Here is a 20703-nt window from a genome sequence, read left to right as displayed (position 1 = left end):
CCCGAGCCGACCCAAATTATACCACTTGGTGTGTTTTCGGCAGCGGTCCGGTTTCAACTCCATAAAGGTCTTCGGGTTGGTTTCTGAGAAGTTTCCATGATCTACAGACTGCTCTGTCGGTTCTTTCAAAACGGGGATACTGTTATGTATGGCTCCACGCTCGTCCCGGACGGGCGAAAAGCGGGGTTACTACATCTGGGAGAGGGATTCACCGTCATGGCACGTCAGCAGGAGCGTGCGCGACGCACTCGCGCTGCGCTGGTGGAGTCGGCCGCGATCGAGTTCGCGAAGCGCGGCTATGCGGCGGCGTCGGTCAACACGATCCTCGAGGGCTCGAACGCCACCAAGGGGGCGATGTACTTCCACTTCCAATCGAAGGAGGAACTCGCCCGTGCCGTCCTTCAATCCGGAGTGGAGCAATTCACCGCCCTGACCGACAGGTGGACGAGTCGCACGGACATCGGGCCGTTCGAAGCCCTCCACGGTTTCGTGATCGACCTGGCGAAGCTCTTCCATTCCAGCGTCATCGTGCGGGCCGAGTTCCGGCTGATCGTCGAACCCGAGTTCTATCCGGACGTGCAGTCCGGCGGCTCGCAGGTGTGGGGGCGCGCCGCGCACGAGTTCGCGATCCGCGCTCAGCGCGACGGTCTGCTGCGCGCCGACGCCGACCCCGAGAAGTTCACCCGGGTCCTGGCGGCGTCTCTCGCCGGCCAGCGGTACATGTCCGACATGACGGCACTGGAGGGTGACCTCGGCGAGCGGTTCGCGGAATCGCTCGAAGTGATCCTCGAAGCGATGGCTTCACCCGAATGGTGGGAGAAGTTCGCGAGGGAAGGATGGCCGGATTCCGGTTCGGAACTGCCCGATTCGTAGTCTGACCTGGCGATTTGGGAAATTCTCGATCCGTGTCCTAAGCTATCCAAGCTCCCAACGGAACGCCGTTGAGGTACTGGTTCGGAGAAATCCGGCGGGCCCCCTTCGTCTAGCGGCCTAGGACGCCGCCCTTTCAAGGCGGTAGCGCGGGTTCGAATCCCGTAGGGGGTACGTTTGACCGGTGTCGAGCATGCGGTATGGTTCGACGGCAGTAAAAGTGACACGCAGTAACGCTTTACACTTGTAAAGCACAGCAGGACAAGCAAGGCCCTGTGGCGCAGTTGGTTAGCGCGCCGCCCTGTCACGGCGGAGGTCGCGGGTTCGAGTCCCGTCAGGGTCGCAAGTGTGTTGCCGATACCGAGTATCGGCAACACAATGCGATAGGCATTCGGTTCGGGTGCCGTCCGGCCAGGTAGCTCAGTTGGTACGAGCGTCCGCCTGAAAAGCGGAAGGTCGCCGGTTCGATCCCGGCCCTGGCCACCACGATTCACCGAAGCTCCGTTGTCGAGAACGTCGACAGCGGAGTTTTTTCGTTGTCCCGCATGGCTAGGGCGCGATCCGCAGTGTGTCGACGAGGCCGTCGCTGAGAACGAACTCGTACTTCAGTTCCACCGGGCTTCCGGGGAAATTACCGTCCACCGTGGTGGTGACCACGTAGCTGTCGTCGGCAACCGTCTCCGTTCCGGTCACCTCGACCGTGTAGGTGAACTTCGATTCGAGGTCCCTGCGCCATTGCCGGATGCCGTCGCGCCCTCGGACGGTCCGGCCTTCGTCGGTCACGGCCCCGTTTTCGGTGAAGCAGGCTGTGAGCGCATCGAGATCTCCTGCGTCGGCTGCCCGAAAGTAGCGCGAGACGATCTCGGGTGTCGTGGTGGTACTCATGGGGTTCTCCCTGTCCCTGCCGGGTGAGGCAGTACGGCGTGTATAGCAACGCTATAGAAGTAGCATAGCGGTGTGACAACAAGGAGTGTGGCCGGTAACGCCCGGGACCGTCTGCTGAAGGCGGCGGCCCAACTGCTCGACGAGGCCAAAGGCAAGCCCGTGTCCACCCGGGCCGTCTGCGACCTCGCCGGCGTTCAGGCCCCGACGCTGTACCACCACTTCGGCAGCAAACAGGGCCTGTTCGACGCGGTCGTGGAGTACGGGTTCGGCCAGTACATCCGGGGCACGAATCGGCGAGAGGACGACCCGGTCGACGATCTGCGGCACGGCTGGGACGATCACGTCCGCTACGGGCTCGACAATCCCTCGTTCTACGTTCTGTTGTACGGCCGGATCGCCCCGGGGGAGCCGTGTGCGGTGACCTCCGTCGCCGCGGCGAAGCTCCTCGAGTTGCTGACCGAGATCGCGCAGCAGGGCCGCCTGCGGGTGACGCCGGCAGTCGCCGCCGGACAATTCGTGGCGGCGAACGTCGGCATGACCCTGCACCTCATCGCTCAGCCGGAGGGCCGGGCCGACCTCTCCCTGTCACGGGAACTGCGGGACAACGTGATCGCCGGGCTGATCCGGCCGGCACCCGACGCTGTGAGGTCGGAGGCCTCCCGAGAGGTGGTCGAGAAGGCGGACGCGCTCGCACGCGCCCTCGACGCCGATGCGGGGCGGTCCGGGCTGAGCGCCGGCGAACTGCTCCTGATGCGGGAATGGCTCGACAAGCTGGCGGCAGCGACCTAGCCCTCCGAGCGCTGCCGCAGGGTGCCGAGGATCTCGCGGTAGTGCAGGTGAGCCATGAAATGGCCACCGGTGCGGATGTTCAGCGTGGCACCGGGAATTCGGCGGGCGAGCGCGGGCGGCCAGTGCGTGGGCACGAGTTCGTCGTCGCTTCCACCCCAGACGTCGACCGGCACGGTCAGATCCTCGGGCGCGAACCCCCACGGCCGCATCCACGCGCGGTAGTCCTCCACCATCCCGGGGGCCGTCCGGAGTGCCTCACCGGACATGAGCGAGAAGTTCCGGACGGGCTCGGAGCGGAGAACGGCCGCGTCCGCAGCACCGAGGTCGCGGGCGCCGAGTCGCCGGAACAGCCGCGGAGCACGCAGCGCAACGGCGCCCATGACGCGAAAGCAGCTCCGCGCCACCAGCGGGGCGTGCTGGGACAGCCGGGTGAACGCGCGGTCCCCGGCGGGAAGCTGGGCGAACACCCCGGATTCGGTGAGGGGCAGGGCACCGGCGATCACCGCGACACTGGTCACGCGCGACGCGACCCTAGAGCCCACCGCGAGCGCGTACTGTCCGCCCATCGACCACCCCATGACACCGAAACGGCCGACACCGAGGTGATTCGCGAGGTCTTCGACGTCCCGGGCCCAGTCGAGGACCGTCCGGCCCGGCTGCGGATCCGACAGTCCGATCCCGGGACGGTCGGGGGACAGGAGACGGATGCCCGCGTCGCGAGCACTCCGGTCGGCGGCCGCGACGTCGAGGCGGCCGGCGAGTCCGCCGTGCGCGTTCACGACGGTGAATCCACCGGGGTCGCCGTACTCCGCGAAACCCATCAGGCGTCCGTCGCGCAGCCGGATCACACGATCCTCGGGTCCGACATGAACTCTGGGCACGGGAAACCTCCGGCGGTCGAGGCGAGTCTATCCGGGGGAGGCCCACGCAATCCGGACATCGTGACGACCGGAACCGGTGCCGTCGCCGGACGACACCGAGGTGACTGTCGCTAGGCTGACGTCCATGAGCAGTGCTGAAGAGCCGCTGACAGCGGGCCGCGACGGACTACTGTCGTTGCTTCGCAACGGGCAGCTGCCCTCGCGGGGGGCCAAGGCCCCGCAGCGGGAGCGTTACCAGCGGATCGTCGCCGCGGCGATGGAACTCGCCTCCGAGGGCGGGTACGACGCCGTGCAGATGCGGGCCATCGCCGATCGGGCCGGAGTCGCGCTGGGCACCGTGTACCGCTACTTCCCGTCGAAGAACCACATGCTGGTGATGGGCCTGTTGATGGTGTTCGAGGGGATGCGGTCCCGGTTCGAGGACGTCGCGATCCCGGGGGACACGCCGTCCGAGCGGATCCTGTTCGTCCTCCGGAAGAACACGGAAGTCCTCGAGAAGGACCGGCCCCGCTACGAGGCGCTGGTGCGGGCGTTCATGTTCGCGGACGCGTCGGCTTCGGCCGAACTGGATGCGTTCGGCGCCCTGATGACCGAGATGTTCGCCAAGACCATCGGCGTCGAGCAGATCTCCGACGACCAGCTGAACGCCATCCGCGTGATCGGCGACGTCTGGATGTCGAGCCTGGTGTCCTGGGTCGCCGGCCGCATCTCGGTGGACGAGGTGATGGCTCACCTCGGGCTCGCGGTCCGTCTCGTGTTCCGGCGCCTCGGCGGCTAGTTCGCGCGCTCAGCGAAACGACTGCCGGATCACCGGTTCTCGCCGCTCGAGGATGGTGGCGGTGTGCTGGCGCACCATGGCGTCGAGGTGCTCACCCTGCGGTGCGAGCCAGAAGTCGCCCCGATCGATGCCTGCGAAGACCAACTCGGCGAACGTGTCGGTGTCGAGTCCGTCGGTGCCCAGCAGTTCGCGCATCTGCGCGACCATCCGGTCGACGGCCGGATGAGAGATTGCCCCGAACGGGTTGTCGAACACGGACGTGACGACGGGCCCCGGCGCGAGCACGCTCGCGGACACGGGGGCGCCGACCATGCTCAACTCCATCTGCAGGCACTCGGTGATCGCGACGACCGCGAATTTCGATGCGCTGTACGGCGACATCATCGGACCGGGCGCGAATCCACCGACCGACGCCGTGTTGACGACGCGGCCGTCGCCCTGGTCGATCATGCGCGGAACGAACGCCCGGATCCCGTTGACGACACCCGTGACGTTGACACCGAGGGCGGCGTCCCAGTCGGATTCGCCGAGTTGCCACAGGAACCCGGCGCGCATGATTCCGGCGTTGTTGAACAGCAGGTCCACCCGGCCGAACGAGTCGAACGCGAGATCGGCCAGGGCGTGGACGGACCCGGAGTCCGCGACGTCCGTTGCGCACGTGAGGGCGGCTCCGCCCAGGTCCGCGGCCAGACGGTCCAGTGCGGCCGTGTCGATGTCGGCGAGCACCACGGTCATACCGCGGGCGTGCGCGTGCCGGGCGATCCCCGCCCCGATTCCCGAGGCCGCGCCGGTGACGACGACAACCTGCTTCTCACGTGTTTCCGGTTCCGTCACGGCTCGACCGTAGGGCCGTCGCCGGCCGAGTCGGCCCGGGTTTCTCTCTCAGCGGGAGGTATTCACATGCCGCGACGCCACAGCGGTTCGAGGTCCGGGCCCTCCTCGCCCTGCTGTTGCGCGCCCCGGAAACGTGCCGCGAAGACGATCCAGCCGATGGCGGCCATGAGCAGGAAGCTGACCAGCCGGTAGACGACGATCGCGGATACCGCTTCGGCACCGGTCATTCCGCTGGCGGTCAGTGCGGGGACGAGCACCGCGTCCATGACACCGAGTCCTGCGGGCAGGAGCGGGATGGCCGACCCCGCGGCGTTGCCCGCCGCGTACGCGACGGCGAGTCCGGCGAACCCGGGATGTGCGCCGACCGCGTAGCACGCGAAGGCGAGGCACGAGGCGTCGGCGATCCAGTTGAACAGCGACCACCCGAACGCGCGGGCCGTGTCGCGGCGATCCATCCGGACGGCGCTCATCTGGTTCACGATGTGCTTCCACTGGCGAACACCGTTCAGGGGAGGCTTCTTTCGAAGTCTGTTGAATCCGCGCAGCGCGGTGATGCCGACACCCTCGAGGGCGTCGGGTCGCGATGCGGCGTACTGGGCCACCACCAGGAACGCGCACAGGCCGCCGAACGTGAAGATCAGCGAGAACGGGTTGGTCTTCGCCCCGACGAGCAGTGCGCCCGCCAGTCCGACGAGCGCCAGGCCGATCGCCTGGAGGACGCCGGCCATCACCAGTTGCCACGTCGCGACCACCGGTGATGCACCCCATAGGCGCGTCTGCCGGTACGTGAACGTCGTCGCCAGAACGGGGCCGCCGGGCAGTGTCACGCTCATCGAATTGGAGGCGAACGTCACCGCGAGGGACTGCCGCTGTCTGACGTGCACATCCGCGACGCCCAGCAGGCAGCGCTGGACGCGGGCGAAACTGGACATCGACGCCAGCGACGCCACGACGGCGGCGGCCACCCATCCCCAGTGGAGGTCGCCGAGGTTCTGGACGCTCTCCGAGAGGTCCGGCCAGATGAGGACGATCTCCACCGTGAGCACGACGACGAGGAGGCCGCCGATCACCCATTCGACACGACGCCTGCGGGGCGTCGGGCGGGCGTCTTCGGCGTCAGTCATACGCGTCCATTACACATGGCCGGTGATCACACCGTGTATCCGCCGTCGACGTCGAGCTTCTGTCCGGTGACGAACCCGGCCCGGTCGCTCGCGAGGAAACAGACCGCCTCGGCGACATCGACGGCGGTGCCGAATCGGCGTAACGGTATCCGGCTCGTGGCGGCGTCGAGTGCGCGCTGATCGAGTTCTTCGGAGCTGATCAGCCGCTCGGCCATGCCGTCGGTGAGCATTCCCGGGCCGACCGAGTTGAAGCGGACGCCGTAGCGGCCCTCCTCGGCGGCGAATCCTTTGACCAGCTGTTCGATTGCGCCCTTCGTGCCCGGCGACAGTCCGTCGCGCACCGGGAATCGGCTGGTGGCCGCGGTCGTGACCGCGACGACGGATCCGGACGCCTCCCGCAGCGCGGGCAGGGCGGCCTTGACGACGGTGAAGAAGGCGACGGCCTCCTGTTCGAGGTGTTCGGCGTAGTCCCGGGGAGCGACCTCGGACAGGTGGATCATCGGAATGTGCGGTCCCGCGGCGTGAACGAGGATGCCGATGCCGCCGAAGTGCTCGACGGTCTGCTTGACGACACTCGCGACGCGGGGCTGGTCGGTGAGGTCGGCGGAGAACGCCTGCGCTCCGACGCCGCGGCCTTCCAGTTCGCCGACGAGGTCCGCGGCGACGTCGGCATTGGATCGGTAGGTGATGGCCACGTCGTGGCCGAGGGCTGCGAGTTGCCGTGCGATGGCGGAGCCGATGCCGCCGGTGCCGCCCGTGACGAGTGCGGCGCAACGACGTCGGGGGGTGCTGGTGGCGGGTGTCGCCATGAGGAACTCCAAGCGTGTGAGGGACGAGCGTCCCTAACCTAGCAACTGCTTGGTTTCGGTGTGCGGGGAAACGGTTCACCCCGGCCGAGCGCAGCCTAGCCTGGCTATCCGACCAGGCCTTTTCGCCTTAGCCTGAACGCATGTCAGCAGAGAACGCCGAGCGGGCCGAGCCCTCGGGGCATCCCGACGAGCCGCACGCACCCAGTCTGGCGAGCCGCCTCAACTGGTTGCGGGCCGGTGTCCTCGGCGCCGACGACGGCATCGTGTCGACCGCCGGGCTGGTGGTCGGCGTGGCCGCGGCAACCACCGAGCGAGCGGCAATATTCACCGCCGGATTCGCGGGTCTCGCGGCCGGCGCGGTGTCGATGGCGCTGGGCGAATATGTCTCGGTGAGCACCCAGCGCGATACCGAACGCGCGCTGCTGTCGAAAGAACGGCGCGAACTCACCGAGACCCCCGACGCCGAATTCGAGGAACTCGTCGCGATGTACGAGGCCAAGGGGCTGAGTGACGACACCGCCCGGACGGTCGCGCGCGAACTCACCGATCACGATGCGTTCGCCGCCCACGTGGACGTCGAACTGGGCATCGACCCGGACGATCTGACCAACCCCTGGCAGGCCGCCGGGTCCTCGGCGCTGTCCTTCACGCTCGGCGCCCTGATCCCGTTGCTGGCGATTCTCCTACCGCCTGTGCACCTGCGCATTCCGGTGGCGTTCGTCGCGGTGCTGGTCGCGCTGGCGCTCACGGGCACCGTGAGCGCGGCTCTCGGCGGCGCACAGCGCACCCGGGCAGTGCTCCGCGTCGTGCTGGGCGGGGCACTCGCGATGATCGTCACGTACGGAATCGGCCAGCTGGTGGGGACGAGCATCGCCTAGCTTCGGGCGACAGTCACTCGCTCCGGCAGATCATGACCGGACATTTCGCGTGGTGGAGCAGATTCTGGCTCGTCGAGCCCATCAATGCGCCGAGCCACGGTCCCCGGCCGTGGCTGCCGACGACGATCAGCTGAGCGTCCCCCGCATGCCGCAGGAGGACGTCGGCTGCGGCGCCCTGTTCGGCCACCCTGGTCACAGACACGTCCGGGTATCGTTCCGATTCGCCCGCGAGGGCCTCGGAGAGCAGCGCCTCTTCTTCCTGCTTCACGGCGTCCCAGTCGACGAGCATGCCGGTGCCGCCCGCGCCGAGCGTGGGGGAGCCCTGCCACGTGTGGACGGCGCTCAGCGGCGCCTCGAAGAACGACGCGTACTCGAATGCGTGGGCCACCGCGTCGCGGCTGAGGTCGCTTCCGTCGACCCCGACGACAACCGGACGCTGGTCGGGTGTGGTGACTTCACCCCGGAGAACGGTCACCGGGCAGGGTGCGCGGTTGACGACGTGCAGCGCCGTCGAGCCGAGCAGCACCGATCGGATCGCTCCCGTTCCCGTGGATCCGAGCACGATCAACCGCGCCCAGTCGGCGGCCTCGAGCAGTGCGGTGCCCGCCGGACCGGGACTGATGGTCGTCTCGATTTCCAGACCGGGGAACTTCGGTCCCAGCAGCCGCTTCGCCGTCCCGATGATGGCCTCACCGTCCTCACGCAGCTGACTGAGGAACTGCGACTCCAGCATGATCGCAGCGGGGCTGTACAGCGGACCGTCCTGTGGCAGTGCGTGCACGAGGGACAGCGTGGCACCCCACTTCGACGCGACTGCGGCGCCCCACAGGGCGGCGGCGGTGGAGGCGTCGGATCCGTCCAGGCCGACGACGACGGAATGACTGGCGGGTGTGCTCACGTCTGGCTCCCTTCGCTCACGCTGTTGGGTACTCCCCGACTGTGCCCTACTTCCAGACTTTTCGGGCCGCCTTCCTCGCGGTCTTCCACTCGGGTTTCACCAGCGGCGTCAGGGTGTCGCCGCGATCGAGCTCACGTTGCAAGAGCATTCCGAGGCCCAGGCTCGACTCGGCGGAGTGCTGATCCTCCGCGACCATCGCGAGGATGTGGTCCCGTGCGACGACCGCGTCCTGGTATTCGCCGAGCACGTCCTGAAAGCCCTTGAACTTCGTCTGAGCGCGGTCGGAGGCTTTCGGTGCCAGCGACCGCGTCGCCTCGATCGCATAGCGCATTCGTTTGGCGCGCTTGCGCGCTCGGTGTGTCAGTTCATCGCGCTCGGCCCGGGTGGTCGCGGCCGCAGTCTTCCGCACGCGCTTACGGACGGACTTCGACAAGGTGCGCAGGGATTTCGTCACGGCCTTCTTCGACGGGCCGCCGTCCCCGGACGCCTCGACGGCGACGAGGAATGTGTCGAGCCCGGCGAGCAGGTCGAGGTAGCGCTGGGAGTTGAGGGCGGCCAGGGCCGCGGGCCGGGCCGTCGCGGCGAGTCCCGAGAAGTATTCGTCGAGGCGCGCCCGCACGACCTCGCGGTCGGGTATTTCCTCGGCGCCGCCCAGCCGATCCACGAGCCGGCTCCACTGCACCTCGGTGTCCCGCGCCGAGCCGAGGGCCTGACCGACCCAGCGGAGTTCGACGATCAACTCGTCGACCGTTTCCTGGTCACGCAGGCTGGACCCGTACACCTGGAGGACACTCCGGATACGCCGGGCCGAGACCCGGAGGTCGTGGACGGACTCCTCGAGGTTGCGCCGCACGCCGAGGTCGGCCGTCACGAGAGAATCCTTCTGCGCCGCCAGATACTCCAGTAGCAGTGTCCGGGGAGTGGACCCCTTCTTCCTGCGCGCGGGGCGCGGGGTGCCGGTCACCGCCTCGCCGAGCGCCCGCCGCAACTTCGACGGCGCGTCCGACCGGGCTATCCCGGCGTCCGTCAGCCGGGAGTCGATGGCGTCGAACAGGTTTCGGTCTCCGGCCCCGAGCTCCACTTCGATCTCGCGCCACACCCGCTCGTCGGATCCGGTCCTCGTCTCGGGGACGGCGGCGATCACGACGTCCGAGACGACCTCGGCGAGCGTCGTCCCCGCCGCGTCCACGAGCCGCTGCCGTTCGCGGTCGGTGCTGATGAGCGCAACCGGGTTCAGGGCGGCGCCGCGGGTGACGGCCGTGAGCAGTTCCGCGAATTCCCGGGGCACTTCCGTCTCGGGGAGCTCGGCGTCGGGCGCCAGCTGCAGCTCGGTCCGCTCGTCCGCACCTGCCGGGATCTTCAGGTGCCAGCCGGCGTCGTCGCCGCCCTCCCGGCGGCGGAGGGTGATTCCGGCGCGGAGCAGCAGGAGTTCGCCCGTGTCGTAGTACAGGGCGGACAGCTGGATCGAGTCGAGCAGAGGTTCGCCGTCCACACCGGGCAGTCCCGAGAGGCTGGGTATCTGCTGCTCCGAACCGGCCTCGTACTTGCGTTCCACTTCGGAGACGGACGTCGCGGTACTCATGTCACCATCCTTCCGGCTGAGCGGGCCGGGGGAAAGAATCCGAGGTCAGCTCGGCCAGTCGAGGCTCCGGACGCTCGCGAAGCGTCGCGTGACGCCGGAGTAGGGGTCGACGAACTCGACGGACCGGGCCAGCAGCCGCAGCGGCGTCGAATAGTCGTCGGCGGCAACGTCGTAGAAGTCGGGATAGAAGTTGTCGCCGTGGATCGGGATACCCAGCGAACTCATGTGCAGCCGTAACTGGTGCGTCTTGCCGGTGTGCGGCAGCAGCCGGTACCGGGCCGCGTCGCCGTCGACCTCGAGGAGTTCGATGCGGCTCTCGCTGTTGGCGGGACCGTCCACCTCGTACGCCTTCAGGACGCCCCGCTCCTTGACGATTCGACTGCGGACGGTGGCGGGTAGCGGGAGATCGGGGTCGTAACGCGCGACCGCCTCGTATTCCTTGACCACCCGGCGCTGGTCGAACAGCGACTGGTAGTCGCGCCGGACCTCCCGCCGCACCGTGAAGATCAGCACCCCGGCGGTCAACCGGTCGAGCCGGTGCGCGGGTGTCAGTTCCGGGAGGTCGAGGTCTCGGCGCAACCGGACCAGCGCCGACTCGGCGATGTACGCGCCGCGCGGGGTGCTGGCCAGGAAGTGAGGCTTGTCCACGACGAGGAGATCCTCGTCGCGGTGCAGGATCTCGATCTCGAACGGGACCCGCTTCTCGACCGGCGGATCCCGGTACAGGTACACGAATCTGCGGGGGGCGAACGGGGTGTCCTCGGTGATCGGCTGCCCGCGCTCGTCGACGACTTCCGCTGTGGCGACCTTCTCGCGGAGGCGGGTCTCGTCGTGCGGAAAACGTGCGACCAGGTACTCGAGCACGGTGGGCCACGCGCCGTCGTCCGGCATCCTCAGCCGCGTCGGGTTGAGGCCGTCGCGGACGGGAAGCGGGGCGTCGGGCACCTCGTCACGGTAGTCGACAGGCTGCGGAAATCCGCCGTTGACCGCCGGGGGACTCGAGGTTACTATCCGGTAAGTTTGTGACGCGGGCCACCCTGACTGGCCGCTGAGGCGCGTCATCGGGATTTCACGGGGGTTCGAAGTGATCGTGCGTCGATGGGCGTTTCGACCGGGTGCGGTGGCAGTCGCTCTGGCGATGGGGGTGGGGCTCGCGGTGGTGCCCACGGTGACGGCGTCGGCGGATCCGACGGGTGGGGCGGCCGGGGCCGCGTGGAACGCGGCGGTCGACGCGCCGCCCGAGTACCCGGTGATCGCGATCGACTGGGATGTCCCCATCACCATGAGCGACGGAACGGTGCTGAAGGCCAACGTCTATCGCCCCGCGGACGCCTCCGGCACGCCGATCGACACCAGGATGCCGTCGGTTCTGGGCGTCACGCCGTACACGAAGCTGGTCGGCAACGTCGTCGATTCCGTGTTCGCGGTGCCGGGACTCGAGGACACCGTCGTCGACCTGGTGAACTCGTTCGATCTCGCCGGAACCCCGTTCGACGGTGTCGGCGAAGCGGCGAAGGTGCTCACCGGTGGCGGCATGCGCGTCTTCGGCATCAACCGCGACCTCGTCCGGAACGGGTACACCCAGGTGGTGGTCGATGCGCGGGGCACCGGCTTCTCCCAGGGGGAATGGCAGGCGCTCGGTCCGCTCGAGCAACAGGACTCCGTCGAGATCATCGACTGGATGAGCAAGCAGGAATGGTCCGACGGCACGGTCGGCATGGCGGGGGTGTCCTATTCGGGAATCAACTCGCTGCAGGCCGCGGGGCATCAGCCGCCGGCGTTGAAGGCCATCTTCCCGACCGAACCGGGCAACGATCTGCTCCGCGACATCGTCGGAACGGGCGGTGGTCTCGGCGTGGGATTCATGCCGCTGTGGCTGTCGCTGGTCAACGGTCTCAAGTTCGTTCCCGACGTCCAGGCCATCGCGCAGGGACGCTTCGACCAGCAGTGGCTGCAGGATCGGTTGCGGGATCCGCTGACGCTCTTCCCCGCACTGATCGAGGCCATGACCGCGCCGGACATCAACGGTCTCGACCCCGGCACGCTGCGGGTGGCGCAGGACGGCCAGTTCTACGAGGAGCGGAAGGCGCAGGCCGCGAACATCGAGGTGCCGACGATGCTCTACGGCGCGTGGCACGACATCTTCGCGAACAGCGAGCCGCGGGTCTACAACGACATCCCGCTGCCTGCCGGTGAGAAGCAGCTGATCATGAGCGATGCCTACCACATCTCGTTCGGTGGCGGCTTCGGTGAACAGGGTGCGCCGCCACGACTCGACGTCCTCGAACGCGCCTGGTTCGACAAGTGGCTGAAGGGCATCGACAACGGCATCGACGAGTACGGCCCGGTCACGCTGTACCAGCAGGGCAACGGCTGGACCACCACCGATCAGTTCCCGCGGGCCGGTGTCGACTACCAGCGGATGTACCTGTCGGGTGCCCCCAGTGGCACCGCCGGGCACGCCGCCCACGACGGCAGCCTGGTGTCGGCGAAACCCGGCGGCGCAGCACGACTCACCGTCGCACCCGGCCTTCGCGGGCTCTGTTCCCGCGACGGCGCACAGGGCACCGCAGGCGCGGCCGTCGTCTTCGGATCGGTGTGCAGCAAGGACTCCCGGTTCGCCGAGGCCGAGGGACTGACGTTCACCAGCGCCCCCGTCGCGCAGCCGACCGAGCTGTCGGGTCCGGTCAATCTGCACCTCGAAACGGTGCTCGACGCCCCGGACGGATTCTGGGCGGTGACACTGAACGACGTCGCACCGGACGGCACGTCGACCCCGCTCACCAATGGTGCGCTCACCGCTTCCATGCGGGCCGTGGACGATTCGAAGAGCACCAAGTCGGCGAACGGCGACTACACCGAACCGCACCACTATCTGACGGTGGACGCGCGTCAGCCGCTGGTGCCGGGTGAAGTGACACCGGTGGACATCAACTTCGTGCCCACCGACGCCGTCCTCGCGCCGGGGCACCGGCTGCGCGTCGACGTGTACGCGGGGAGCGTCCCCCGATACCTGCCGCTCGGACCGATTCTGGCCGACAGCCAACTGAAGCCGCAGCACGTCGCGTTGTCCCCGGATCGGCCGAGTTTCCTCAATCTGCCGCTGGTCGGAGCGCAGGCGTGGTGAAAGGTTCACGCCAACTCCCGAGATCCGTAGGGTTGACGCCATGACCAAGTGGACAGCTTCGGACATCGTCGATCAGAGCGGCCGCACGTTCGTCGTCACGGGCGCCAACAGTGGTCTGGGGGAGGTGGCCGCGCGGGCCCTGGGCAAGGCGGGGGCGCACGTCGTGCTGGCCTGCCGTAACACCCACAAGGGGGAGGTCGTCGCACGGTCGATCGGTGACAACGCCGAGGTGCGCCGCCTCGATCTGTCCGACCTCGCCTCGGTGCGCGAGTTCGCCGCCGGCGTCGAGTCCGTCGACGTGCTCGTGAACAACGCCGGCGTGATGGCGGTTCCGCAGCGCACGACCGCCGACGGATTCGAAATGCAGATCGGCACAAACCATCTCGGGCACTTCGCGTTGACCGGCCTGCTGCTCGACAAGATCACCGATCGGGTCGCCACGATGTCGAGTGCGGCACATCAGGCGGGAACGATTCACCTCGACGACCTCAACTGGGAACGCCGCAAGTACAACCGCTGGAGCGCGTACGGGCAGTCGAAACTCGCGAATCTGCTGTTCACGTACGAGTTGCAGCGCAGGCTGTCCGCGGCGGGGTCACCCGTCAAAGCGGTGGCCGCGCACCCCGGTTACGCATCGACCAATCTGCAGGCCCACACCGAGTCGGTGCAGGACAAGCTGATGGCCGTCGGCAACCGGATCTTCGCGCAGTCGGCGGAGATGGGGGCGCTGCCGATGCTGTACGCGGCAACGGCATCCGACGTGATCGGTGGCAGCTACATCGGGCCGGACGGCCTGTTCGAGCAGCGTGGCCACCCGAAGGTGGTGGGCTCCAACAAGAAGTCGCGGGACGAGCACACCGCGCGGGCGCTGTGGGCGCTGTCGGAGGACCTGACGGGCGTCGAGTTCACGTTCGGGTGACGCGACGCCCGTCAGGTTGCTCAGTCTTCGGTGACCTCGAGGGAGACGTCGATGTTGCCGCGGGTGGCGTTGGAGTAGGGGCACACCTGGTGTGCCTTCTCGGTCAACTCGAGCGCCTCGGCGCGGGGCAGGTGGGGCAGGGAAACCTCGAGAGTGACGGCGAGACCGAATCCGCCGCTGTCCGTCGGGCCGATGCCGACGCGGGCGCCGACGGCCGAGTCGGCGACGTTCGCCTTCGCCTGACGGCCGACCAACTGGAGCGCGGAGTGGAAGCAGGCCGCGTATCCGGCGGCGAACAACTGCTCGGGGTTGGTGCCGTCGCCGGACCCGCCCATCTCGGTGGGGATCGCGAGGTTCAGGTCGAGCTTGCCGTCGGACGTGCGGGCGTGGCCGTTGCGGCCTTCTCCGGTCGCGAGGGCTTCGGCGGTGTAGACGATCTTCATGGTTACTTCTCTCCTGTAGGGGTGGTGAAGCTGTGAAGTGACTCGGTGAGCCGCGACAGGGTGTCCCGGAGGGCGACGAGTTCGTCGATCTCCATTCCCGTCGAGTCGGCGAGTTCGGCGGGGATGCCCTCCGCGGCGGCGCGGAGGGCCGCACCCTTCTCGGTGAGGTGGATCCCGACCCGGCGCTCGTCGGCCGAGGAGCGCCGGCGTTCGACCAGGCCCAGGGTTTCGAGCCGCTTGAGCAGTGGAGACAGCGTGCCGGTGTCGAGGTCGAGGGCGTCGCAGATCTCACGTACTCCGCGGCCGTCCCGTTCCCAGAGCACCAACAGCACGAGGTACTGCGGGTAGGTCACTCCCAACGAGTCGAGCATCGACCGGTATCTCGCCGTCATGGCCCGGGAAGCCGAGTACAGGGCGAAGCACACCTGGCGGTCGAGGGTGAGGTTGTCGGTCACCACTGAATAGTTGCACACAACTAGGTTGTGCACAACTATGAACTGGAATCGGTGATTGCGCTTACACTGTTGGCCAGTGACACGGGGTGCTGCCCGGCGACGAGCCGGACGGCTGAGAACAGACCCGTCGAACCTGAACTGGGTAATGCCGGCGAAGGGATGTCGCGGAGACGCCCGTATGCGCTCATCCGATGTCTCGTCGCCGACCGAACGGAAGGTGACAGCATGCAGCTCGACAAGCAGATCGTCCTGGTGACCGGCGGTGGGCGGGGCCTCGGCGCCGCCATCGTGCGGTCGTTCGCGGCGCAGAACGCGCGGGTGATCGTGAACTACCGGAACAGCCGGGACGCGGCCGAAGAACTCGCGGCGTCCCTGGGCGCGGACCGTGCGGTCGCGCTCCGGGCAGACGTCACCGATGCCGGACAGGTGGCGGCCCTGTTCTCCGCGGCGGAGGAGCACTTCGGCTCCCCGGTGACCACGGTGATCAACAACGCGCTCGCCGACTTCTCCTTCAACGGCGACGCACGCGACAAGGCGGACGTCATCACGTGGGAGTCCTTCGACTCGCAGCTGCGTGGCAGCGTGAAGGCGACGCTGCACACGACGCAGGCCGCGCTGCCGGGCATGCGTTCGCTCGGGTTCGGCCGGATCGTGAACATCGGCACCAACCTGTTCCAGAACCCCGTCGTCCCGTACCACGACTACACGGCCGCCAAGGCCGCCGCGCTGTCGCTGACCCGCACCCTCGCCGCCGACCTCGGTCCCGACGGCATCACCGTCAACATGGTCTCGGGCGGGCTGCTCCGCACCACCGACGCGAGCGCCGCCACTCCCGACGAGGTATTCGACCTCATCGCGGCGGGCACCCCGCTGCAGCGCGTCACCACCCCGGACGAATTCGCCGACGCGGTGCTGTTCTTCGCGTCCCCGTGGTCGCGGTCGGTGACCGGCCAGAACCTCGTCGTCGACGGCGGACTGGTCAAGGACTGACATGACCGACGTCCGGCAACTGCACTTCAACGCATTCCTCTACAGCTGCGGGCACCACGGCGCCGCGTGGCGGCACCCCTCGTCCCAGGTGGAGCGACTCTGCGACATCGCCTACTACGAGGAGTTGGCGCAGACCGCGGAGCGGGGCTGCCTCGACGCGGTGTTCTTCGCGGACGGGCATTCGGTGCGCGACCCCGCGTCCGGAGGCATGTGGTTCCTGGAACCGCTCACCGCGCTGTCCGCGATGGCGCGGGCGACGGAGCGGGTCGGACTGGTGACGACGGTGTCCACCACGTTCTACACACCGTTCCACGCCGCCCGGATGCTGGCGTCGCTCGACCACATCAGCGGCGGGCGCGCCGGCTGGAACGTGGTGACGTCGATGTTCGACGCCGAAGCGCGCAACCACGGGCTCGAGGAGATGCCGCCGCACGACGAACGCTATTCGCGTGCCGCGGAATTCGTCGACGTGGCACTCGCCCTGTGGGATTCGTGGGCGCCCGACGCGCTCGTGCTCGACCGGGACGGCATCTTCGCGGACCCGGCCAAGGTGAAGCCGGTCGAGCATCGGGGAAAGCATTTCCTCGTGGACGGTCCGCTGAACGTGCCGCACTCGCCGCAGGGTCGTCCCGTGCTGTTCCAGGCGGGCGCGTCCGATCAGGGCCGCGACCTGGCCGCCCGGTGCGCCGAGGGCATCTACGCCGTCGCCTACGACCTCACGGCCGCGCAGAGCTACTACGACGACGTGAAGCGGCGCATCCGCGCGGCGGGCCGCGACGCCGACGCGGTGACCGTGATGCCCGGTCTCGTGACCTATGTCGGTTCGACCACCGAGGAGGCCCGGCAGAAGAAGGCGGAACTCGACGCGCTCCTGCCCGTCGAACAGTCGCTGGCGCAGTTGTCGATGTTCGTCCAGCAGGACTGCAGTGCCTGGGAACTGGACGCTCCCGTTCCCGCGCTGCCGCCGCTGTCGGAGTTCACCGGGCCGCAGGGCCGGTACGACACGATCCTGCGGATCATCGAGAAGGACCGTCCCACCGTGCGGTCGCTGCTGGGCACGTTGGCGGCCGGCGGTGGCCACTGCACCATGATCGGAACCCCGGAATCGATCGCCGACGAGATCGAGATGTGGTTCCGCCGCGGCGGGGCCGACGGCTTCAACCTGATGCCGCCGCTCTACCCGAACGGCCTCGCAGACTTCGTCGACGAGGTGATCCCCGTCCTGCAGAAGCGTGGGCTGTTCCGCGCGGAGTATGAGACAGAGACTCTGCGCGACCATCTCCGGGGGCGCCCGTAGTTGCCACCACAAAGAACACAACCTTCTCTAAGTACGCAACAGTGACTGTGAGCGTCCCTCCCCCCGACACTGGCTGTTATCGCGATCACACCACGACGCGAGTTCGGACGAGGAGTGGCAATGCTGGTAGCACTCGGCTTTCTGATGGTGGCCGTGTTCATGTTCTTGATCATGTCCAAACGGGCCACTCCCGTGGTCGGGTTGATCGCCGTCCCGGTCGCATTCGGGATCGCGGCCGGAGCGGGCCTCGGCATCGGCGACATGATCACCGACGGAATCAAGGCGCTGGCACCGACGGCCGCGTTGCTGTTCTTCGCGATCATCTTCTTCGGAATCATGATCGACGTCGGCCTGTTCGACCCGCTGGTGAAACTCATCCTCCGGCTCGTCCGCAACGACCCCATGCGGCTCGTCGTCGGCACCGCGGTGCTCGCGATGGTGGTGTCGCTGGACGGTGACGGATCCACGACATTCATCATCGTGACGTCCGCGCTGTTGCCGCTGTACATGAAGCTGAAGGTCAGCCCCGTGGTCCTCACGGTGGTCGCCGGCCTGGCGAACGGCGCGATGAACATCGTCCCCTGGGGCGGACCGACGGTCCGGGCCGCCGCTGCGCTGGGTATCTCGCCGTCGGACGTGTTCGTCCCGATGATCCCGTCACTGGTGGTCGGACTGCTCGTCGTGCTGCTGTTCGCCGTGCAACTGGGCTACAGCGAACGCCGCCGCATCGGCACGCTCGAACTCACTGACGAGCGCCTCCTCGTCTCCGCGGGCTCCGGCCTCCGGCGGTCCGCGACCGGCTCCGGCTCCGGTGGCAACGGTGACGCACCCCGAACCGGTGGCGGCTCCGGCGACGCCGGATCGGACGACGGCCAGGGCTTCGTCGACGGTCTCGACCCCGAGCGGCCCACGCTGCGCCCGAAGCTGCTGTGGTTCAACGCGCTCGTGACCGTGGCGCTCCTCGTCGTGCTCGTGATGGACGTACTGCCGATTCCGGTCCTGTTCATGGTGGCCGCATCGATCGCGCTGACGGTGAACTTCCCGCGGGTCAAGGAACAGCAGGAAGCGATCACCCGCCACTCGTCGAGCATCGTCTCCGTGGTCGCGATGGTGTTCGCCGCGGCCGTGCTCACCGGCGTATTCCAGGGCACCGGAATGGTCGAGGCCATGGCACAGTGGCTGCTCGAAATCATCCCGGCCTCGCTCGGACCGCACCTGGCCGTCATCACGGGCATCCTGAGCCTGCCGTTCACGTTCTTCATGAGCAACGACGCCTTCTACTTCGGCATCATGCCCGTGCTCGCCGAGACGGCGGCCACGTACGGCATCGAGCCGGTCGAGATGGCCCGCGCATCCATCACCGGCCAGACGTTCCACATGCAGAGCCCCCTCGTCCCGGCCATCCTCCTGCTCGTGACCCTGGCGGGTGTCCCGCTGGCGGATCATCACAAGAAGGTGCTGTGGCGCGCGGCGCTGGTGTCGCTGTCGATGCTGGTGATCGGTGTGGTCCTCGGACAGATCCCCTGGTGACCTAGTCCTCGGTGTCGGTGTCGGTGGCGGGCCCCTCAGAGGTCGCGCCGCCTTCGCTGCTCCAGTCGGCGCCCGAACTCTTGTCGTCCTCGGCCGGATCGGACACCACGTCCTTGTCCGCGCCCGGGGCGCCGCTGTCGGTGGTCGTGGTCTTCGGTCCGGATGCATCCTTCGGTGTCATGTCCGACGGATACCCCGACAGCGGGGTGCTCCAATCAGGCGGACCCGGGTCAGCAGTTCGAAAACTCCGTCGGGGATTGGCAGGTGAACAATACTTCGACGTAGTGTTCCCCGGGTTATCGACGATGAAGGAGTGGAACTGTGGCGCGCAAAGTTGTTGTCGAACGCATCGACGACATCGACGGAACTCCGATCAAGAACGGTAAGGGGGAGACCATTCCGTTCTCTGTCGACGGCGTCGACTACGAGATCGATCTGAAGGTCAAGAACGCCAGGGAATTCCACAAGACTCTCGACTACTACATCGAGCATGCAACGCGGGTCGGTGGAAGGAAGCGTCGGTCGACTCCTGCAGTGGCACCGTCGCAGGGGCGTAGCCAGGCGAAGGAAATTCGAGAATGGGCGACGTCGCAGGGCTACGAGTTGTCCACGCGTGGACGTATTCCTGCCGAGATCGAGGAAGCGTACAACGCCGCTCACTGAGTCCACGATGCCGCGGGTGGTCGCCTGGTCCGTCGTCAGTACCGGCGCGCTGCGTGAAATGACATGGAGCTCATCGCTACTCGCGTGACCGGGCGTCCCGGAGCGGGTGCGTGGACGACCATGCCGTTTCCCGCGTAGATCGCCGCGTGCCCGCCCCCGTAGAAGAGGACGACGTCGCCGGGCTGCAGGTCGCACTCGTCCACGGCGGTCCCGTGTCGGAGTTGCTCGTAGGTGGTGCGCGGAACCGATATGCCGGCCTGTTTGTATGCCCATTGAACGAGGCCGGAGCTGTCGAAGGCCCGGTGGTCACCGGCGCCGCGGGTGCACGGGATTCCGATTCTGGACGCGGCGGCGTGCAGTGCATGGCGTCCCGGCCGTACCGGAGGCGGGCGGAACGTGTGAACCAGGTGATATCCGTGGTTCCCGGTGTGTGGGTTCATGCCGTCGTTGCTCCAGTGCACTCGGTGGTGTCGCGTCGCGGGGGACGCCCGTCTACAGAGTGGTCCCGGTGCGGTCCGGACGCATCGGCCGAACTACCCGGGTACGTGCCTGTCTTCTCTGCCTCTGCCGCCCCGGACTCGACGGCTGCCGGGTAAACCATTCGATCTGGTCGGTTTGGTACTCGCGAGTAGTGCACGCCGCTCGTAACGTCGAGGAGTAATTGTCAGGTCAAAGGGAGTGGTCCGCTGCGTCCCGTGGACTGGGATGAAGGAGCGGACGATGACGATCCGAGAATCGGCGAACTGTGCTTTCGGTGTCGCACGCTTGGTGTTCGATGCGGGAGCTGCCCTCCTGTCCGTTGCCGTGGCGGTACCCGTTGCCTTCGCCGCGGGCGAGGCGCGATCGATGGCACACGCGGCACGGGGCGACATCACGCCGGCCACCGGGCCGTCGGACAGCGAGCATGTGCACGACCTGGGAACCGTCGTCGAACTGATCTAGCCGGCGACC

The 20703-nt window shown here is 67.7% G+C and carries 23 protein-coding genes, 3 tRNA genes and 1 riboswitch; of the genes, 14 read left to right on the top strand and 12 right to left on the bottom strand.

Translation table 11 applies throughout. The features are described from left to right. The first annotated feature begins 216 nt into the window (after nucleotides 1-216). The 4 genes from ACNJ7E_RS05720 (at nucleotide 217) to ACNJ7E_RS05705 (ending at nucleotide 1356) form a co-directional block, all read left to right on the top strand. Nucleotides 217-873 (top strand): TetR/AcrR family transcriptional regulator, encoded by a 657-nt coding sequence (locus ACNJ7E_RS05720; protein WP_280778691.1) that lies wholly within the window; start codon nucleotides 217-219, stop codon nucleotides 871-873. Nucleotides 874-971: 98 nt separating this feature from the next. Next, nucleotides 972-1044 (top strand) — tRNA-Glu (locus ACNJ7E_RS05715). Between the two features lie 95 nt (nucleotides 1045-1139). After that, nucleotides 1140-1213, top strand: a tRNA-Asp gene (locus ACNJ7E_RS05710). Nucleotides 1214-1279: 66 nt separating this feature from the next. Then, nucleotides 1280-1356 (top strand) — tRNA-Phe (locus ACNJ7E_RS05705). A 63-nt stretch (nucleotides 1357-1419) separates the two neighbouring features. Here ACNJ7E_RS05705 and ACNJ7E_RS05700 read toward each other — a convergent pair. Further along, nucleotides 1420-1755, bottom strand: coding sequence for a nuclear transport factor 2 family protein (locus tag ACNJ7E_RS05700; protein ID WP_280778690.1), 336 nt, complete (start codon nucleotides 1753-1755; stop codon nucleotides 1420-1422). Between the two features lie 72 nt (nucleotides 1756-1827). Here ACNJ7E_RS05700 and ACNJ7E_RS05695 point away from each other — a divergent pair, with 72 nt between their 5' ends. Further along, nucleotides 1828-2544: a TetR/AcrR family transcriptional regulator gene (locus ACNJ7E_RS05695; protein WP_418339350.1), complete on the top strand. Its 717-nt coding sequence runs from the start codon at nucleotides 1828-1830 to the stop codon at nucleotides 2542-2544. Here the strand turns inward: ACNJ7E_RS05695 and ACNJ7E_RS05690 are convergent. Next, entirely contained in the window at nucleotides 2541-3392 is an 852-nt protein-coding gene (locus ACNJ7E_RS05690; RefSeq protein WP_418339470.1) for an alpha/beta fold hydrolase, read from the bottom strand. The two genes, ACNJ7E_RS05695 and ACNJ7E_RS05690, sit on opposite strands and share 4 nt — an antisense overlap. Nucleotides 3393-3549: 157 nt before the next feature. On the opposite strand from ACNJ7E_RS05690, the gene ACNJ7E_RS05685 reads away from it, so the two are divergent. Continuing rightward, on the top strand, nucleotides 3550-4203 hold the full coding sequence (locus ACNJ7E_RS05685; protein ID WP_128970053.1) for a TetR family transcriptional regulator: 654 nt from the start codon (nucleotides 3550-3552) through the stop codon (nucleotides 4201-4203). A 9-nt stretch (nucleotides 4204-4212) separates the two neighbouring features. On the opposite strand, the gene ACNJ7E_RS05680 is transcribed toward ACNJ7E_RS05685, so the two are convergent. From ACNJ7E_RS05680 to ACNJ7E_RS05670, 3 genes are all read right to left on the bottom strand, one after another. Continuing rightward, nucleotides 4213-5037, bottom strand: a complete 825-nt coding sequence (locus ACNJ7E_RS05680; RefSeq protein WP_418339349.1) for an SDR family oxidoreductase — start codon at nucleotides 5035-5037, stop codon at nucleotides 4213-4215. A gap of 62 nt (nucleotides 5038-5099) precedes the next feature. Further along, nucleotides 5100-6161: a lysylphosphatidylglycerol synthase transmembrane domain-containing protein gene (locus tag ACNJ7E_RS05675; RefSeq protein WP_418339348.1), complete on the bottom strand. Its 1062-nt coding sequence runs from the start codon at nucleotides 6159-6161 to the stop codon at nucleotides 5100-5102. Nucleotides 6162-6187: 26 nt separating this feature from the next. Then, nucleotides 6188-6970, bottom strand: a complete 783-nt coding sequence (locus ACNJ7E_RS05670) for an SDR family NAD(P)-dependent oxidoreductase (RefSeq protein WP_280778684.1) — start codon at nucleotides 6968-6970, stop codon at nucleotides 6188-6190. Nucleotides 6971-7110: 140 nt separating this feature from the next. Here ACNJ7E_RS05670 and ACNJ7E_RS05665 point away from each other — a divergent pair, with 140 nt between their 5' ends. Then, on the top strand, nucleotides 7111-7848 hold the full coding sequence (locus tag ACNJ7E_RS05665) for a VIT1/CCC1 transporter family protein (protein WP_280778683.1): 738 nt from the start codon (nucleotides 7111-7113) through the stop codon (nucleotides 7846-7848). A gap of 13 nt (nucleotides 7849-7861) precedes the next feature. Here the strand turns inward: ACNJ7E_RS05665 and ACNJ7E_RS05660 are convergent, their stop codons facing one another. From ACNJ7E_RS05660 to ACNJ7E_RS05650, 3 genes are read right to left on the bottom strand one after another with little or no spacing between them, the layout of a single operon-like run. After that, on the bottom strand, nucleotides 7862-8746 hold the full coding sequence (locus ACNJ7E_RS05660) for a universal stress protein (protein ID WP_280778682.1): 885 nt from the start codon (nucleotides 8744-8746) through the stop codon (nucleotides 7862-7864). Nucleotides 8747-8792: 46 nt separating this feature from the next. Then, nucleotides 8793-10328, bottom strand: coding sequence for a CYTH and CHAD domain-containing protein (locus ACNJ7E_RS05655; RefSeq protein ID WP_418339347.1), 1536 nt, complete (start codon nucleotides 10326-10328; stop codon nucleotides 8793-8795). A 45-nt stretch (nucleotides 10329-10373) separates the two neighbouring features. Then, nucleotides 10374-11273 carry a pseudouridine synthase gene (locus ACNJ7E_RS05650; RefSeq protein ID WP_418339346.1) on the bottom strand — a complete coding sequence of 300 codons (900 nt, stop codon included), beginning with the start codon at nucleotides 11271-11273 and terminating at the stop codon, nucleotides 10374-10376. 193 nt (nucleotides 11274-11466) lie between these two features. On the opposite strand from ACNJ7E_RS05650, the gene ACNJ7E_RS05645 reads away from it, so the two are divergent. Together ACNJ7E_RS05645 and ACNJ7E_RS05640 are read left to right on the top strand one after the other, a co-directional pair. Beyond that, nucleotides 11467-13455, top strand: coding sequence for a CocE/NonD family hydrolase (locus tag ACNJ7E_RS05645; protein WP_418339469.1), 1989 nt, complete (start codon nucleotides 11467-11469; stop codon nucleotides 13453-13455). 40 nt (nucleotides 13456-13495) lie between these two features. Then, nucleotides 13496-14374: an oxidoreductase gene (locus ACNJ7E_RS05640; protein WP_280778679.1), complete on the top strand. Its 879-nt coding sequence runs from the start codon at nucleotides 13496-13498 to the stop codon at nucleotides 14372-14374. Between the two features lie 20 nt (nucleotides 14375-14394). Here the strand turns inward: ACNJ7E_RS05640 and ACNJ7E_RS05635 are convergent, their stop codons facing one another. Both ACNJ7E_RS05635 and ACNJ7E_RS05630 read right to left on the bottom strand, forming a co-directional pair. Then, nucleotides 14395-14817 (bottom strand): organic hydroperoxide resistance protein, encoded by a 423-nt coding sequence (locus tag ACNJ7E_RS05635; RefSeq protein ID WP_418339345.1) that lies wholly within the window; start codon nucleotides 14815-14817, stop codon nucleotides 14395-14397. A gap of 2 nt (nucleotides 14818-14819) precedes the next feature. After that, nucleotides 14820-15272: a MarR family winged helix-turn-helix transcriptional regulator gene (locus tag ACNJ7E_RS05630; RefSeq protein WP_007301081.1), complete on the bottom strand. Its 453-nt coding sequence runs from the start codon at nucleotides 15270-15272 to the stop codon at nucleotides 14820-14822. 72 nt (nucleotides 15273-15344) lie between these two features. Then, nucleotides 15345-15449: riboswitch (TPP riboswitch) on the top strand. A 48-nt stretch (nucleotides 15450-15497) separates the two neighbouring features. On the opposite strand from ACNJ7E_RS05630, the gene ACNJ7E_RS05625 reads away from it, so the two are divergent. The 3 genes from ACNJ7E_RS05625 to ACNJ7E_RS05615 all read left to right on the top strand — a co-directional run bounded on the left by ACNJ7E_RS05625 (nucleotide 15498) and on the right by ACNJ7E_RS05615 (nucleotide 19089). Beyond that, the gene (locus tag ACNJ7E_RS05625) at nucleotides 15498-16262 is read left to right on the top strand and encodes a 3-oxoacyl-ACP reductase (RefSeq protein ID WP_280778678.1); all 765 of its coding nucleotides are present in this window, start codon (nucleotides 15498-15500) and stop codon (nucleotides 16260-16262) included. A gap of 1 nt (nucleotide 16263) precedes the next feature. Next, a complete protein-coding gene (locus ACNJ7E_RS05620) occupies nucleotides 16264-17559 on the top strand; it encodes an LLM class flavin-dependent oxidoreductase (RefSeq protein WP_418339344.1) in 1296 nt (431 codons plus the stop codon). A gap of 120 nt (nucleotides 17560-17679) precedes the next feature. Continuing rightward, a complete protein-coding gene (locus ACNJ7E_RS05615) occupies nucleotides 17680-19089 on the top strand; it encodes a CitMHS family transporter (protein WP_283354425.1) in 1410 nt (469 codons plus the stop codon). Between the two features lies 1 nt (nucleotide 19090). On the opposite strand, the gene ACNJ7E_RS05610 is transcribed toward ACNJ7E_RS05615, so the two are convergent. After that, complete coding sequence (locus tag ACNJ7E_RS05610) at nucleotides 19091-19270, bottom strand: hypothetical protein (protein ID WP_418339343.1); 180 nt, start codon at nucleotides 19268-19270, stop codon at nucleotides 19091-19093. Nucleotides 19271-19410: 140 nt separating this feature from the next. On the opposite strand from ACNJ7E_RS05610, the gene ACNJ7E_RS05605 reads away from it, so the two are divergent. After that, the gene (locus ACNJ7E_RS05605) at nucleotides 19411-19752 is read left to right on the top strand and encodes a histone-like nucleoid-structuring protein Lsr2 (RefSeq protein ID WP_005255167.1); all 342 of its coding nucleotides are present in this window, start codon (nucleotides 19411-19413) and stop codon (nucleotides 19750-19752) included. 35 nt (nucleotides 19753-19787) lie between these two features. Here the strand turns inward: ACNJ7E_RS05605 and ACNJ7E_RS05600 are convergent, their stop codons facing one another. Further along, nucleotides 19788-20192: a C40 family peptidase gene (locus ACNJ7E_RS05600; protein WP_418339342.1), complete on the bottom strand. Its 405-nt coding sequence runs from the start codon at nucleotides 20190-20192 to the stop codon at nucleotides 19788-19790. A gap of 280 nt (nucleotides 20193-20472) precedes the next feature. Here ACNJ7E_RS05600 and ACNJ7E_RS05595 point away from each other — a divergent pair, with 280 nt between their 5' ends. Further along, a complete protein-coding gene (locus tag ACNJ7E_RS05595) occupies nucleotides 20473-20694 on the top strand; it encodes a hypothetical protein (RefSeq protein WP_317570991.1) in 222 nt (73 codons plus the stop codon). Nucleotides 20695-20703: the final 9 nt, after the last annotated feature.

This window comes from Rhodococcus mengyinensis (assembly GCF_048381435.1).
GTDB classification, from domain to species: Bacteria; Actinomycetota; Actinomycetes; order Mycobacteriales; family Mycobacteriaceae; genus Rhodococcus_F; species Rhodococcus_F opacus_D.
The sequence above is the reverse complement of the archived record's forward strand: the minus strand, read 5'-3'. Positions and strand labels throughout refer to the sequence as shown.